This window comes from Gardnerella sp. KA00243, assembly GCF_049244105.1.
In the GTDB taxonomy this organism is placed as follows: Bacteria; Actinomycetota; Actinomycetes; order Actinomycetales; family Bifidobacteriaceae; genus Bifidobacterium; species Bifidobacterium leopoldii.
In genome coordinates this window covers 1,347,032-1,362,804 of sequence record NZ_CP058375.1, presented here as the reverse complement: position 1 = coordinate 1,362,804, position 15,773 = coordinate 1,347,032, and the positions used below count along the sequence as shown (strand labels likewise).

Below are 15,773 nucleotides of genomic sequence, written 5' to 3'. Positions count from 1 at the left end.
ACCTAAGCAAAATGAAGGTCGGCGACTACATCGGCGTGTCGAAATGTCACAAATTGCGAATTATATTTACAGTAATTTTTGCAGCAGTGTCCGCGTATTCGGAAATATCGAAAGCGCGGAAAGTTTCGTATTCAGTGTCTGCATTATCACTCATTGCGCGCACAATAAGCGCAGGAACGTCATTACGAGCAGCAACATGCAAGACAGCAGCACCTTCCATTTCAACTGCATCTGCTTTAGTAGCTGCAATTACTTCCGCAACTTTTTCTTGCGAATCAACAAAATATCCGCCGGACGCAATCGTTCCAGCAATATGCGTGATTTTCATATCAGTTAATACATTGCTAGCTACTTTAAGCAAGTAATCATCCGAATGAAATTCGCTTGCAAACGGCTTCCACTGACCGATTAGACGCATATCAGTATCGAGATATTTTACAGTCTTTCCAAGAACAACATCGTTCGTATGCAAATTTTTATTAAGATTTCCTGCAATTCCAGAAAAAATTACAGCTTGAGGATTGTATGTGTCAATAAGATACTGCACAGTTGCAGCAGCATTTACTAAGCCCATTCCGCCAACCGTAGCTGCAACTTCGATTTTACTGCCATTCGCCGAGTCAAGAGTGCCGCAAGATACATCAAGACTTGCAGACTTATCGTGAGTCACGTTTTCAAGCGCGCTAGCAATATGCGCAACTTCTTCCTCTAAAGCGCCGACAACAGCGACTTTCGTAATTTTCTCAGTACTAGGCATTAGCAGAATCATCCTTTTTTACTTCGCTACTTACGCATTTATCGTTATTCTTAACCAAAAACACGCATACTAAAGTCATAATAACAAAAGTCAAAGTCGCAATCTTCAGCAATGCTCCGCACGTAAAATCAAACCAAGGATTCACAACAGGAACATTGAAAAACGCAATAATTTGATCCTGCAAAGCAAGAAAAGCAAAAAATCCAGCTATAAGAAGCACACAAACTAAAGTACCAACAATGCGACGCCATCCGCTAGCAAAAACAATTAAAGCAATTCCAGTTACAAACGGCATAAAAACGCTAAACCACAAAGCAGAAAACGTAACAAGCGTATACCCAGCGCTATGCGTGCCACGATACCATGCGAAAGCCAACAAAAGCACACCGTTGTAAATCAAAGCTAACAATATATAACGCACCACCGGTAATGCTTTACACATAAAACCTTTATTCGCTTTATTAGCTTTATTCAAGTCTTTGTTATACATTTCAACACACTCCCTTGTACGCAAAATATAATGCAAAAATAGGCGGCAAATACAGTAAGGAATATAAGCCAAGTAGAAATTAATTGAGATTATCTTACTACAATCTCTAATCTCTAAGCTCTACGGCGAGTTGTTACAGATTTAGCTAAAATTCTTAGCAAATTGGCAGTATCTTCCCAAGAAATGCAACGATCCGTAATAGACTTGCCGTATTCAAGCTCGCTAAGAGGAGCAGGATCTTGATTGCCGCCCTGCAAGAAGCTCTCCATCATAACGCCCTTAATACCCTGCTCGCCATCAGCCAAACGATCTGCAATCTCACGCACAACCTCAATCTGGCGACGCTCATCCTTGCCAGAATTACCATGCGAACAATCCACAACCACGCCGTTAGAAGCCATACAACCAGTGCCCAAGCGCAAACGAATCGAAGCAACAGCAGAAACAACCGACGCAGCATCATAATTAGGACCCTTACTAGAACCACGCAAAACCACATGGCAATCAGGGTTGCCAAGAGTCTGCACAGCACAAGCGCGACCAAGATGATCAATACCAAAGAACGTATGATGCTGGCTCGCAGCTAAGCAGCCATTTACAGCCGCAGAAACGGAACCATCCGTAGCATTCTTAAAACCAACCGGCATAGAAAGACCACTAGCAAGCTGACGATGAATCTGAGACTCAGTATTACGCGCACCAATCGCCCCCCAGCTCACAGCATCCGCAATAAACTGAGGGCTAGTCGGCTCCAAAAATTCAGTAGCAGCAGCCAAACCAGCATCCAACACACCAAGCAAAGTCTTACGCGCAAGCAACAAACCCTTATGAATATCATGCGTTCCGTCAATATCTGGGTCGTTAATCAAACCCTTCCAGCCAAGAGCTGTGCGCGGCTTTTCAAAATACACGCGCATAACAATAAGAAGCTCATCTTCAAGCTCCGAACGCAACTTAGCTAAACGACTCGCATAATCAAGAGCAGCCTTAGGATCATGCACAGAACACGGGCCCACAATAACAAGAAGGCGATCGTCGTCGCCATTCAAACAGCCACGAATCTCATCACGCGACTGCGCAACAATATCCTGCGCATACGGCGACAATGGCAACTCGCCAAGCACCTGAGCAGGAGTCGGCAGCGGCTCCAGCTCAAGCACGCGGCGGTTGATAATGCGATCCACACCAACCTGGTCTTCCCAGCGCTGGAACTTCGCAGAGTTAAGAGGGTTGCGCCCCTCCTCAACTTCCTTCTTTACCGCGCGAGAAGTACGCTGCTCAGCTGCAGAAGACATTTGTCACCATCCTATAAAACAAAACGCGCACCGCCGCGCTTGCGCAAAGAGTTAACCTAACTGTGGGGTCGGTGTACGCATCTTGAAATAAAGATGCGTACACCGCCGAGCTTGCGTTGAAAGCACAACCACATTTGATGTGGTCGGTGCTTGCATCTTGAATAAAGATGCAAGCACCGCCGCGCTCACTATTGCGAAAAGCACAGTGTGCTTTTTGCAATAGTGAGCGCGGCGCTTTGGCTTAGCTTAAGCGCCCAATGCGCTTAAGCTAAGCCAAAGCGCCCATTGGGTCCCACGCCGGCAAAACAATTGCTGGTTCTTCTAGGGCTTTGCGATATTCTTCCGGAAGCAGATTCTTCGGCACTGCAACTTCGTACACATACTCAGTAAACCAGTCGTCACTCATCGTAAAGTAACCCTTATCTGCAATATCAGTGCCCCAAGAGTTCTCAACGCGCCAGCGGCGAGTAGTAGTGCCATCGTCAGCAACATCCACACCAGCAAAAGCCATAGCGTGATTCATGGCAGAATCAGCAAAACGCACACGCGCTTCCTTATCCAAATCAAAATCAACGCCATAAACGCGACCATACTCGAACAAATCAGTAGCCCAAGCGCCATTCTCGCGATCCATCATAGGATGGCAGTCGGCACCAAACCACACTGGAATGCCCTTCTCAACCAAAATCTTACGCACGCAATCCTTCATAAACTGGTTTGGCACGTTCAAATACTCGGTTGCGTCTCCGCCAGCAACATTACCCAAATGCTCAATAGCAATCTTCTTGCCCTTAGGATGTTCAGCGCGAGGATCGTCAACCAAGCACACATAATCCTCAAGACCAGCATTCACGTACTTTTTCCAGAACTCAACTGGCGTAATCTCACCATCGCGATGGAACTTGCCGTCGCTATCAGTCCACTCCCAATCGAAGCTCTTAGGTGGCTCACCCAAGTGAATTGTCAAAATCCTATGACCTGCAGCAGTAGCATCCGCAATAATCTCATCAATTTCAGTGGCATTCGCATACATATGAGCAACCGCAGTATGCAAAAGCGCACGCAACTGCGTATTCATAGCACCAGTATTCTTAGAAGAAGCAGTTTCTGGGAACAAATCCTTAGGAACAGCACCATACTTCTTGTAAACGTTCATAGCCATGGTCCACTGGCCGCCATCGCCCATAACGTCATGCAACAAATGCTGAATCAAACGAGAATCTGAAGGCTCACCTGCACGCACCAAAGCAGCAACATCCTTCAAGAAGTAGTTAATTCGCTCAAGCTTGTCGTAGTACATTGCGTAGTTTTGAGAAAACTCAAATTCCTTCAATCCAAGGGATTTCTTCGCAATGAAACGAGCCACGTTCAACGAGCTAAACAGCCAGCAACGGCCAGAACGATCCTGATGTGTTGCATCTCCGTTATCAACAATGGTAGAAAAACGACGCTGCAATAAGCGCGCACGATCATAATTACGCGCGACTTTATCAATACCAGCAGCAGTCACACCATTCATAGCTAAACGGTTTAAAGGATTTGCGTCAAAATCCTCACGCAAACCTTGTAATTTTTCATCAGTTAGAGCAGTGATTTCAGTCACAATGCTACCTTTCCTGTTAATTATCAATATTTATTTCAAATATTTATTCAAATACCAGCACATTCTAACGTACGATACTTAAGCCAATCTACAAATTTTACAATATTTTCTTTATTGATTATCTGTGTCTTGGTTTTCTTGAGACTCGTTAGCTTCACTAGCTTCTTCAGATTCAGCCAACGCAGCTTGAACATCTCGCTGAGCCTGCTTCGCATCCGCAGAAGATTGAGCATTCGCCGAATCCTCATTATCGTCAGAAGCTTGCGCAACTTGTTGGTTTTGTTGAGCATCTCCAAAATCAAATCCAGAGAAAGCATTCGCAAACAGCGAGCGCAATTCCGTAACTCGCTGCGTAATAGTTGCCTCACGATGCTGCAATTGGGTTAATCGAGTCGTCATGCCATCAAGCTCTTGCTGTGCTGCAGCTCTACGCTCTTCAACCTGAGCAGTCGCCTCCTGCATAGCTTTGCGCACAATATCAGCAGCCTGACTATCCGCAGCCTGATGCGTTTGCGCTGCATATTCGTCAGCTTCTTGATGAACAGTTTTTGCGCGAGCAACCAAAGCATCTGCTTCTTCCTGAGCTGCACTTTCTTTCTCTTTCAAGCCAGAAAGCAAGGCATTGACTTTCTTTGTAGCTTCCTCCTGTTGAGCAGCAATATCTGCGCGAATCTGCTCAACTTCTGCACTAACTTGGCTTAACGTACGCGTACGTTCAACTTGAGCATCATCTGCAATTTCTTGAGCTTTAGCGGCAGCAGCATCCGTAATTTCGCCAGCTTTGCGCTGTGCGTCAGCCATCATCTTCGAAGCGTGTTCGCGCATATCAGCAAGCTTTTTATTTGCTTCAGCGAGAGCAGATTCAATCTGATCGTTTGTTTCAGCCTTAGCACGCGCAATCTCTTCGTTTGCAGCCGCACGCTGCTCAGCAATTTTTTGAGCAGCTTCCGACTTAAGTTGCGAAATACTGCTTTCTTGTTGCGCGCGCTCTGAAGCCATACGCTTTGTATGTTCTTCTTGAGCGTTTTGTAAAGCTAATTCTGCAGCGTCTTTTTGAGCTTGCACATCTTTAGCAGTAGTATCGCGCAAACGTGCAGAATCTTCTTGCACAGCTTGCATAAGTTGTGTCGACTTTTGCGTGGCATTGGAAAGCATTGTGTCTGCTTTAGTTTGTGCTTCTTGCATTAAATGTGCAGCATCCAGCTTTGCATTGTTCAGCAAAGTTCCGGCTTGTGCTTGTGCATTCTTTTTAATTGATGCAGCATCTTGCTTAGCGCGCTCAAGCAATTGAGAACTAGTTTGTTCTGCAGATGCCAGCAATTGTTGCGCATTTGCACCTAAAGACGCAAAAGTATTTCCGCTTTTGGCACGTTTTACATTATTTTTTTCTTCTTGCAATTGCGCTTGTAATTGCAAAATTGATTCATCACTTGAACGCACTTGTTCACGCAGACGAGAAATAGTACGCTCATAGTTTGCAAATGCTTCATTTACCTTGTCTTTATCGTACCCACGCAACGCGGTTGGGAATAAATCAGCCACCATAATATTCCTTTCACAAGCCCCCACACAGCTGCACAAAACGCTGTGCTACACCATCAGAATCAACGCTATCACTTACAAGCAAAAAACACTCGTGTGTTGCGCACGTTTTTGCTAAGCTCACACAACTGCACTTACTACCTAGCTCAAATACAGTACTGTTTATATAGCATATGTGATTATTTGTCGCGAATTACTAAAGCAAGAAGTCTACCTTCATGCGATTTTCCAGCTAAACTAGCACGTCGATGAGAATACCAGAGTGGATTTTCCAAAGTACACATTGGGTTTTGCAAATTTTGCAAACGTTCTGGCAAAGATTCACCTTCCCCATCTACTTCGCAAATCGTACGCAATTCCTCATCTTCAGATAAATATTGCGTTGCAGCTGTAACTCGCGGCAAAGCGTCAACAATATTCGCAACTCCTGCGAGTGCTAAATCAATGCGAGCAGCTTCAGCAATATCAATACCGATTCCACCGAAACGAGTTTTTGTTACAGTTTGCGGGTAACGTTTTTCAAAATCGCGCGCAATACTCTCACCAACTTCGTAGCAATCTCCACAAATACATGGACCGAGCACTGCTGTTATACGAGAACGCTCAGCTCCCTTTTCGCACATTGCTTCGATAACAGCATCAAGCACTCCAGCCATCAATCCTTTTCGCCCACAATGCGCTGCAGCGATTACTCCAGCTTCGTCGTCCGCAAGTAAAACTGGCAAACAATCTGCAGCAAACATTCCTAATGCAAGCGAGCACGCAGTTGAAACTTGCGCATCTGCTTCAATTCTCAATTGCGAATCCGCAAAACCTGTTGCATCAAAGCCGTAAGAAGTATTCCATGAATCTACTACACTATCTGCGTCAAATACTTCTCTGCTATGAACTTGAGCAACAAGCGACAAGTCAGCTTGCAAAGCTTTTTGTAAAGCTGCGCGATTGCTTGCTACAGCCTCCTCACTATCTCCTGCGCGTCCGCCTAAATTAAGTGAAGCAAATGAGCCTTCAGAAATTCCACCCAATCTAGTAGTAAAAACTGCATGAGTGTGAGTTCCTAAAGCCACCGGAATAGTCACAGGAATTGGCGTACCGTCCTCATCTTCGTGAGGCAACGGCATACCAGTTACGCTTGTTTCTTGCATTTTATTGTTTTCTTTCAGCCTAAATAAGCCAATTCTTCATTGCTTAATTGCAAATCGGAAGCTTTCAAACTATCTAAAATTGTAGCTGGTCTGTGAGCTCCAGGAATTACGAATATGTGATCGCCTTTAGCTAGTTCCCAAGCCAAAACTACTTGCTGATAGCTTACGCCATGATTTTCTGCAACTTTGCGGAATGGATCGAAAAGATGCTCGTCATAAGGATGACGGAATCCACCAAGAGGACTCCAGCAAACAAAAGCAATTCCAAGCTTTTCACAATATTGCAACGTATCTTCATTCTCTAAATGAACTGGAGAATATTGATTTTGCACTGCTACTAGCTTTTCTCCTAAAATATTGCGTGCAATATCGATTTGCTCTACAGAAGCGTTAGAAATACCGATTTCTCGAGCCACACCTTCGTCAAGCAACTGTTGCATTGCTTCAATAGACTCATTGTATGGAACTTCCGGATCTGGCCTGTGGAAGTAAAGCAAGTCAATAGTGTCAACGCCTAAAGCCATTGCAGACTCTTTAGCGTGACGAATCAAATGCTCTGGCTTACCATCCTTACCCCACGTTGGTCGTCCGTCAGTAAAGTTACGGAAGTGACCGACTTTTGTTGCAACTAAAATAGAAGATTTGTCGCCTTTCCAGCTTTCTAAAGTCTCACGAACAAGCTTTTCACCAGTTTGTTCCTCGCCGCCAGAGCAGTAATATGCCCAAGCTGTGTCAATATGCGTACAACCTGCATCAAGAGCTGCGTGAATTGTCTTAATTCCCATATCGTGACCAAGATTATTTTCTATTGTCAATGGCATTTCGCCAAAACCAATAGCGGTTGTATCAAACGAACCTAATGCGCGATGCATGACCATATTTCACCCCTATTTTGTAAGTTTTATATTTTCCGTAAGTATTTATTATTGCATTACGCTACTTTACGCAGTCACAATATTTTACTACTTTTTATATTTTATTTTATTGCACAGATTACATAAAACATTTAAATAGCTATCTAAAAGAAATGCCTCCAAACGCAAACGCAGCTTGAAGGCATTTCTACGAATATTTATTTTTTACTTAGTATCTAGCAATAATTTTGCTTTAATACTATTTGCGCGATTAATCTTCCTCAAATGGATCAAAATCGCGACGCACGCGGCGACGAGGACGCTCTGCGCGCTCTTCACGAGCCGAACGATACTCGTCATAGTGATCGTCATCAGCTGCATAACGCGGCTTTCGATCAGATACGCGACGATTTTCTGAATCTCGACGATTTGAACGATCTTCACGGTCGTCACGGTCTGCACGCTCTTCACGATCGTCGCGATTTTCGTAACGATCGTCACGATCATCGCGCACGCGGCGACGAGGACGCTCATCAAAATCGTTATCACTGTAACGGTCATCACGATCTGCACGACGGTCGTCGCGACGAGTGCTGCGGTCATCATAACGGTTATCGCGATCCGCGTATCGGTCATTTCGATCCATGCGATCTCGATCGTCACGATCATCGCGCATGCGGCGACGAGGACGCTCTGCACGATCCGCACGATCATGATTATCGCGATCGTCACGGCGAGAACGACGGTAATCGCCACGAGAATCACGAGAATCGCGATCGTCGCGAGAACCGCGGGAACGATTTTCACGCACCGCTGGAGCAGAAGATTCTTGATCTTCAAAACCTGGAATAGCCAAAGAAATCTTGCCACGCTCATCTACGCTTTGTACGATAACTTCAACATTATCGCCTTCCTTCAGCACATCTTCAACAGTGTCAATGCGCTCACCATTTGCTAAATTGCGAATCTGTGAAATGTGAAGCAAACCGTCAGTTCCAGGAGTCAAATTCACAAAAGCTCCAAAACTTGTGGTCTTAACAACCTTGCCTGTAAAAGTTTCACCAGCTTTTGGCACGCGAGGATTTGCAATAGAATCGATGATTCCCTTAGCTTTCTCAGCAGCTTCGCCGCCTTCAGAAGAAATGTAAACAGTACCGTCATCTTCAATAGCGATTTCAGCACCAGTTTCTTCCTGAATTTGGTTAATCATCTTGCCCTTAGGTCCGATTACTTCACCAATCTTGTCTACAGGAATTGTGGTTGTAATAATGCGTGGAGCAAATGGGCTCATCTCAGCTGGGCAATCAATGCACTCGTTAATAACTTCAAGAATCGTTGTACGAGCTTCATGTGCCTGCTGCAAAGCGGCAGCCAAAATATCAGCTGGAATACCGTCAAGCTTCGTATCGAGCTGCAAAGCAGTGATGAATTCGGAAGTACCAGCAACCTTGAAGTCCATATCACCAAATGCATCTTCTGCACCAAGAATATCAGTCAAAGTCTTAAAGATATGCTTTCCATCAACATCGCCAGAAACTAAGCCCATAGCAATACCAGCAACTGGAGCTTTCAAAGGCACGCCAGCAGCAAGCAAAGAAAGCGTAGAAGCGCAAACGGAACCCATAGAAGTAGAACCGTTAGAACCAATAGCTTCAGACACCTGACGAATAGCGTATGGGAACTCTTCGCGTCCAGGCAATACTGGAACCAAAGCCTTCTCAGCTAAAGCACCGTGACCAATTTCACGACGCTTTGGAGAACCAACGCGACCAGTTTCACCAGTGGAGTATGGAGGCATTTCGTAGTTGTGCATATAACGCTTAGTCTGTGGACCAGAAAGCGCATCAACCTGCTGCTCCATCTTAAGCATATTCAAAGTAGTCACACCCAAAATCTGGGTTTCACCACGCTGGAAGAGTGCAGAACCGTGTACGCGAGGCACAACATCAACTTCTGCAGAAAGCGTACGAATATCGCGCAAACCACGACCATCAATACGATAATCTTCAGTCAAAATACGACGGCGAACAATTTGACGCTGCAATTCTTTAAACGCATTGCCGAGTTCCTTTTCCTTTTCGGCTTCGTCCATATCAGTGAATTCTTCAGCGATTGCAGCACGCACGCCTTCTTTAATTTCAGCGATACGATCTTGACGAGGAAGCTTTTCAGCAATAGAAAGAGCTTCATTTAAATCAGCATGAGCAATCTCGTCAATACGAGCATAAAGTTCGTCAGTATATTCTGGGAAGAGTTGGAATTCCTTAGTTTCCTTAGCTGCAATACGCTTCAACTCATTTTGAGCATCGCAAATAACCTTAATAAATGGCTTTGCAGCTTCCAAACCTCCGGCTACAACTTGCTCATCTGGCTTGGTTTGACCATCATTGTAAATCAAATTCCAAGCATTCTTACCAGCACCAGCTTCAATCATTGCAATAGCAACATCGCCATTTTCAATCACACGACCAGCCACAACAATTTCAAATACTGCACGCTCGCGCTCACTCCAACGTGGGAAAGCAACCCACTGACCATCAATCAAAGCCAAACGAACGCCGGAAACTGGACCCTCAAATGGCAAGCCAGAAATCATAGTAGATGCAGACGCCGCATTCAAAGCAATAACATCGTAAGCATCATCTGGATTAATTGCCAAAATTGTTTCAACAACTTGCACTTCGTTACGTAAAGTGTGTGGGAACAATGGACGCAACGGGCGATCAATAATACGGCATGCTAACGTTGCTTCGTTAGAAGGACGACCTTCACGGCGGAAGAACGAACCTGGAATCTTTCCAGCAGCATACATTTTTTCTTCCACATCAACAGTCAATGGGAAGAAGTCGTAATTTTCCTTCGGGCTAGATCCTGCAGTCGTCGTCGACAAAATCATGGAATCGTCATCCAAATATGCGGCAACAGCACCATCTGCTTGCTGAGCAAGTCGACCAGTTTCAAAGCGTAGCGTACGCTTACCAAATGAACCATTATCAATAACGGCTTCTACAGCCTTAATTTCGGGACCCTCCACGGGTTCCTCCTTTTCTTAACTTACCTAATCAACCAACATGCGTAATAACATTGACGACTTCGCATTATTACCTATATGCGAATATTTGCACTCTTTGCAACACTTGCGTTACGTCAATATTTCGTAGTGTTTTTTGTTTCGGTTACTTCAATCATCCGTATTAAGTTATGCTTCAATTTTCAATTATGTATTGAATTATTTGTTAATTCTTTTTAGTTATAAATTACTTTTTAGTTATAAATTTTAAATATTGCCCACTACACTTTCCCCAAATATTGCGCATGAGTGAACAATTTATGCATTTAACAATTAAGCAAAACGTATAAATAATACAAAAGCCCGAGCTTAAGCCCGGGCAATAAGACTATCGACGCAAGCCGAGTCGTTCAATCAAAGAACGATAACGGTTGATATCAACACGCTTCAAGTAATCGAGAAGACGACGACGATCACCAACCATAAGCAACAAACCACGACGAGAATGATGATCGTGCTTGTGCTCCTTCAAGTGCTCAGTAAGGTCAGCAATGCGCTTGCTAAGCAAAGCGACCTGCACTTCTGGGGAACCCGTGTCACCCTCGTGCGTCGCGTATTCGTTGATAATGTTCTTCTTATCTTCAGCCGTTAATGCCACGGCGTCCTCCTTAATATCACTGCGCGGTGCCACAACCTTCTGCTGTAGCGCTCTCAATCCGCGGGCGTTACACGCCAAATATTTATTGTACAACCACTTGCAAACAACTCATTTTCGCAAAATCTAAATATTACATTGCTGTCAAAAAACCACCAAAAATAACCGCTAATATTGCCAAAACCTCAATCGCATAAAACATTATGAACGACGCCCAACTACGCGTAAGAACATTCAAAGCCGAGGTTTTAGGAACAATGACAAGCAAACCAACAAAAATGACAGCAAATACAGCTACTCCAATACCTGCAGAAATAATGCCAAGATTTGCCGCATTCGCTAAACCTGAAGCGTGACCATAAACCACATACGTCGAATACCAAAAGCTCATGTTTAGCATGCATAATCCGGCAATAAGTTGTTCTAAAGCCAGAAAAACAGCAAACATTATCCGCCAAATCCAACGATGAGTGTCAATTAACGCCATAGCAAGACTTGTAAAAGCAGACACTGTGATTACCCACGAAATAAAAACAACACCTTGCGAAGATAATCCAGAGCAATGCGAAATAACCCACGAAGTATGACGAGCTGCCATAGTGCGACCAATCCAATACGGAATAACAATAGCAACAAGCAGAACGCCAAAATAAATCCACCAATTCTTTGGATTAGAATGCTTACGAGAAAAATCAGCAATCGATAAGTCTGTTTCCGGCAAACCAATGTTTAAATATTCGTCAGGAATTTTGCTTTTCGAATCATCATTCTTTTTCGGAACTTCATTGGCATTGATTACGCGAGCAGAACGTTTTCTAGGCCTTAGCGGAGCAAAACTTTGTGGATGTTCACCATCATGCTCATCATTTAACTTCATGCGTTACTTCTCCTGCCAATCTTTAATCGCCAAGCAATTTCTCAAGTTTTAACCATGCAACATTACATTACTAATTATTATTGTATGTTATAACGCAATTAACTGATAGCGTGTGCACAAAAAGTGTCAACCGTTTATGGCGACTGCTAGGCTCAAAATAACAGTTGTTTCGCTTGATTTTTAATTAACAAGCGTCACTAAATACGCAAAATTTATGACAGGACATTATGGGATTTATTCATTTTATTGTTAACCTGCTCAAGGATCCACGCTCAGCTATTGCAAGTTGGATTGCAATGGGCACAGCTCCAGCATTAGGCCTTATTTTTCTCATTGTTTTTATTGAAACAGGCGTAGTATTCTTCCCATTCCTCCCAGGAGATTCACTTCTTTTTGCAGCAGGCTTTTTTGCAGCTCCTGACGCTCAAACAGGTCATAGCGCGCTTCCACTTCCACTATTACTTGCCGTAGTGTGGCTAGCCCCAATTATTGGCGATCAGTGCAATTACTTTATTGGTCATTTCTTCGGACGAAAGATTGTAGAATCTGGGAAAGTAAAAGCGCTCACTCCAGAACGAGTTGCAAAAACCGAAAAAATGATTGATAAATGGGGTCCGCTGGCAGTATTCTTGGGTAGATTCTTCCCATTCATACGCACTTTTATGCCGTTTATTTCCGGAATTTCTGGAATGCGTTGGATACGCTTCACACCATTTTCTGTACTAGGCGGTCTCATTTGGTCGTCGCTTTTCACATTTCTTGGATATTTCTTCGGCAAGATTGATTTCGTACAGAAGAATTTTGAATTAGTAATTGTTGCAATTTTGCTTATTTCGCTTGTGCCAACTTTTATTGGTTTATACAAAGCACACAAAGCAAAGAAAACAGCAAAACTTAATAAAGAAAACAAATAAACTAGTATTTTAACTTACGACACTCAAGCACGCTGCACTACAAGAAATGTTGTTTTTATACAAGCTTTGTAGTACAGTGTGCAGAGTTGTCGTAAGATGATTTGTCTTAGACATTGGGGCTATAGCTCAGTTGGTAGAGCGCTTCGTTCGCATCGAAGAGGTCGTGGTTTCGATTACCATTAGCTCCACTAAGCCCACTGCATTCATTCCACCGCAGTGGGCTTTTTATTTTCTTGCACAATGCCTATCAAATCTATCGAAACTATCAAAACCATTAAAACTATTAAAACAGCTTACTTACGTTAATTTTCTTTTTAAAAATAATGCTAATTCCTAATACAGCACGAAGAATTGCTATAATTCCAGCACAAATATAAGCCACAATTCCTATATAATTTACCGAGTTTCGTTTAAAGGAATCAGCATTTTCAAAAGATTTTTCCGATTTTTTCACTTGCGAACGAGCTATCCAATCATCGTTATCGGAGCTATTGTCGGAGCCATCATCTGAACCATCATCAGAACTATCAGTGTCTTTACTCTCGCTATTTTTAGATTTTTTATCTGCTTCAGATTTTTTTACAAGCTTATTTGCAATAGAAACAATTTTTACATTTTTATATTGCAAAATTGTTATATTTCCCGCATAATCTGCAGCTTTTACTAATACGTCATGAGTAAAACCGTCTGGTTTTAGTTTTGTAGATAAAACTGATTTATTCACATCTTTACCGTTCCAAATGCGATTTGTTTTACCATCAACATCGATTGTTACATATTGCAATGCTATGTTATCTTTTGCACTAATACGTAAAGTTTTTCCTTCTTTATTAGTGCGATAAGTAGAATTATTTTGCATATCAAACACTGTTGCGATTGGAGCAAGATTATCTACTGTAAATTGCACGGAAGCTGGTGCAAATTGCAACATTCCTTCTTTTTTGCTAACTGCACTTTCGCTACAAGAATGATTTCCTACTTTGTCTACTGACATAACACGTACACGATAATGAGCATTATCGGCAAAATTCCGTTTGAAAATAGTGTAAGTCAATCGTTGCCAGCCATGATCTATGCGACTGTTTACAGAAAAATCCTGTTTTGACAAAATCTTCTCTACACCGTCTCGCATAACACTAATTTTTGCAGGACTTGCCAATCCGCTAGGATTGAGTTCTTCAATATGAATATCTTTAGCATTTTGCAATTGTTTACGATTCATTGCTTTAGTGGAACTATCTATACTAAATGATGAACCGCTTCTATTTATAGAAAATTGCAACTTACCAGAAATAACATGATCTACTAAATCTTTAGCACTCCACTGAAGTTGATACACGTCATCGTCTTGAGTTCCATTATAAAAACCTGCGTATTGCACACTTACGCTTTGCGAATCAGCTTTTTTAGGCACAAAAGAATGCAATTCCTTAGCATATCGCATTCTTCTCAGCGAATACGTTACGCTTTCAGGTTTTAACCAACGATCTTTTATAACTAATGTTGGAACTACAGCATGAGAATATGCTCCGCCTTGTTGCACTCCAGTAATAGAAACAGTTGGCGCAAGCGTATCAATAATGAATTTATTACTGATAGAAGAACTCACATTACCTGATAGATCTTCAACACAATAGCGAACATTCCAAGAAGCATCCCCCGAAAAAGAAACATCAGCATACCACATATTTGTATGCACGCCATCGTTTTTAAAGCTTTTAGCTGTAAGTACCATAACCTGTTTACCATCAGCAAAAACTTTCGCAATAGGATAAGAATCATGAAGCAAATACGAGAAAACGAACGAATCATCCTGTATTAATATTCTTGAAGCTCGATTATTACGAAAATATTTGCCTTCATACGATGCGTTGTTATCATAGCTAACACTCAAGCGAGGAGCAATTTTATCAATAACAATATATCGTGAACGCTTGCTATAAGAGTTATCTTTTGTTAAATCTGAGGCATTCAGAACTGAATCAGGAATGCTTAATATTGGCTTACGAGAGCACAATTTGTTGCCAGAAAGTCTATTTTCATTAGAAATATAGTTAGTTTGCTTTGAAACATGAGGATTAGAGTCAACTCCTCCCCATATGCGTTTAGGATGCATTGTTACAGCAGCAAGTCTTATAGAGATATCTTGCAAATCATATATTCCTTCTTTTTGCAATTCAACTCTTACTATTCCTAATACTCGAGGTCGGATCTTATAACGAATATTAACTAGCGACGACACCGCCTCAATCTTAGCTAAATCAGCTTTGGCACTCACTATTTGATATCTTCCAACGCTAACAGTAGCTTTATGCGCGTTCCTAATTTCCGAAGCGTCCAATCCATCAAAAGTTATAAGTAGCGAAGCAGAACGTTTAGTAAACATGTACTCGCCTTGAGTGCGAACAGTTTTCTGTTTTGTCATAACAGAAACATTTGCTATATGCAATCCTTTGGCTGCGTTATAGCTGTTTTTCGCATACGCAATAGAATTAAGTGGCAATAATGCAGCAACTATAGCAACACTAATAAATGCAATAATCCCAATATAGACACCAATGCGAGCGCAACCGCATTTAAGTCGCTTGAAAAAACACATATCCCCCAAATTTCTTTGTTTACACATTTATT

Annotated in this window: 12 protein-coding genes and 1 tRNA gene; 2 read left to right on the top strand and 11 right to left on the bottom strand. The window is 42.6% G+C overall.

Going from position 1 to position 15,773, the window contains the following annotated elements; genetic code table 11:
* Positions 1-46: 46 nt before the first annotated feature.
* The 10 genes from mtnN to HXT50_RS05205 all read right to left on the bottom strand — a co-directional run bounded on the left by mtnN (position 47) and on the right by HXT50_RS05205 (position 12,228).
* On the bottom strand, positions 47-757 hold the full coding sequence (mtnN, locus tag HXT50_RS05250; protein ID WP_004105593.1) for a 5'-methylthioadenosine/S-adenosylhomocysteine nucleosidase: 711 nt from the start codon (positions 755-757) through the stop codon (positions 47-49).
* Positions 750-1,247, bottom strand: coding sequence for a hypothetical protein (locus HXT50_RS05245; protein ID WP_101885872.1), 498 nt, complete (start codon positions 1,245-1,247; stop codon positions 750-752). The genes mtnN and HXT50_RS05245 overlap by 8 nt, the downstream gene beginning before the upstream one ends.
* Positions 1,248-1,360: 113 nt before the next feature.
* Complete coding sequence (locus tag HXT50_RS05240; RefSeq protein WP_116971197.1) at positions 1,361-2,542, bottom strand: 3-deoxy-7-phosphoheptulonate synthase; 1,182 nt, start codon at positions 2,540-2,542, stop codon at positions 1,361-1,363.
* A 268-nt stretch (positions 2,543-2,810) separates the two neighbouring features.
* On the bottom strand, positions 2,811-4,145 hold the full coding sequence (locus HXT50_RS05235) for a C1 family peptidase (protein WP_004105599.1): 1,335 nt from the start codon (positions 4,143-4,145) through the stop codon (positions 2,811-2,813).
* Positions 4,146-4,256: 111 nt separating this feature from the next.
* Positions 4,257-5,690, bottom strand: a complete 1,434-nt coding sequence (locus HXT50_RS05230) for a cell division protein (protein WP_421777096.1) — start codon at positions 5,688-5,690, stop codon at positions 4,257-4,259.
* 176 nt (positions 5,691-5,866) lie between these two features.
* Positions 5,867-6,832, bottom strand: coding sequence for a polyphenol oxidase family protein (locus HXT50_RS05225; RefSeq protein ID WP_004105603.1), 966 nt, complete (start codon positions 6,830-6,832; stop codon positions 5,867-5,869).
* A 14-nt stretch (positions 6,833-6,846) separates the two neighbouring features.
* On the bottom strand, positions 6,847-7,710 hold the full coding sequence (locus tag HXT50_RS05220) for an aldo/keto reductase (protein WP_421777095.1): 864 nt from the start codon (positions 7,708-7,710) through the stop codon (positions 6,847-6,849).
* 247 nt (positions 7,711-7,957) lie between these two features.
* Positions 7,958-10,720: a polyribonucleotide nucleotidyltransferase gene (locus HXT50_RS05215; RefSeq protein WP_004105607.1), complete on the bottom strand. Its 2,763-nt coding sequence runs from the start codon at positions 10,718-10,720 to the stop codon at positions 7,958-7,960.
* 364 nt (positions 10,721-11,084) lie between these two features.
* A complete protein-coding gene (gene rpsO, locus HXT50_RS05210) occupies positions 11,085-11,354 on the bottom strand; it encodes a 30S ribosomal protein S15 (protein ID WP_004109774.1) in 270 nt (89 codons plus the stop codon).
* A 130-nt stretch (positions 11,355-11,484) separates the two neighbouring features.
* A complete protein-coding gene (locus HXT50_RS05205) occupies positions 11,485-12,228 on the bottom strand; it encodes a teichoic acid transporter (protein WP_112928870.1) in 744 nt (247 codons plus the stop codon).
* Positions 12,229-12,455: 227 nt separating this feature from the next.
* On the opposite strand from HXT50_RS05205, the gene HXT50_RS05200 reads away from it, so the two are divergent.
* On the top strand, positions 12,456-13,142 hold the full coding sequence (locus HXT50_RS05200) for a DedA family protein (RefSeq protein WP_004105614.1): 687 nt from the start codon (positions 12,456-12,458) through the stop codon (positions 13,140-13,142).
* Between the two features lie 115 nt (positions 13,143-13,257).
* Positions 13,258-13,330: transfer RNA gene (locus tag HXT50_RS05195), tRNA-Ala, on the top strand.
* A 95-nt stretch (positions 13,331-13,425) separates the two neighbouring features.
* On the opposite strand, the gene HXT50_RS05190 is transcribed toward HXT50_RS05195, so the two are convergent.
* Complete coding sequence (locus tag HXT50_RS05190; protein ID WP_421777094.1) at positions 13,426-15,768, bottom strand: hypothetical protein; 2,343 nt, start codon at positions 15,766-15,768, stop codon at positions 13,426-13,428.
* Positions 15,769-15,773 lie beyond the last annotated feature (5 nt).

Bases quoted from the DNA above. Each gene is read 5' to 3' on its own strand.
- mtnN (WP_004105593.1), bottom strand. From the start codon at position 757: ATGCCTAGTACTGAGAAAATTACGAAAGTCGCTGTTGTCGGCGCTTTA.
- HXT50_RS05245 (WP_101885872.1), bottom strand. From the start codon at position 1,247: ATGTATAACAAAGACTTGAATAAAGCTAATAAAGCGAATAAAGGTTTT.
- HXT50_RS05240 (WP_116971197.1), bottom strand. From the start codon at position 2,542: ATGTCTTCTGCAGCTGAGCAGCGTACTTCTCGCGCGGTAAAGAAGGAA.
- HXT50_RS05230 (WP_421777096.1), bottom strand. From the start codon at position 5,690: ATGGTGGCTGATTTATTCCCAACCGCGTTGCGTGGGTACGATAAAGAC.
- HXT50_RS05225 (WP_004105603.1), bottom strand. From the start codon at position 6,832: ATGCAAGAAACAAGCGTAACTGGTATGCCGTTGCCTCACGAAGATGAG.
- HXT50_RS05220 (WP_421777095.1), bottom strand. From the start codon at position 7,710: ATGGTCATGCATCGCGCATTAGGTTCGTTTGATACAACCGCTATTGGT.
- HXT50_RS05205 (WP_112928870.1), bottom strand. From the start codon at position 12,228: ATGAAGTTAAATGATGAGCATGATGGTGAACATCCACAAAGTTTTGCT.
- HXT50_RS05200 (WP_004105614.1), top strand. From the start codon at position 12,456: ATGGGATTTATTCATTTTATTGTTAACCTGCTCAAGGATCCACGCTCA.
- HXT50_RS05190 (WP_421777094.1), bottom strand. From the start codon at position 15,768: ATGTGTAAACAAAGAAATTTGGGGGATATGTGTTTTTTCAAGCGACTT.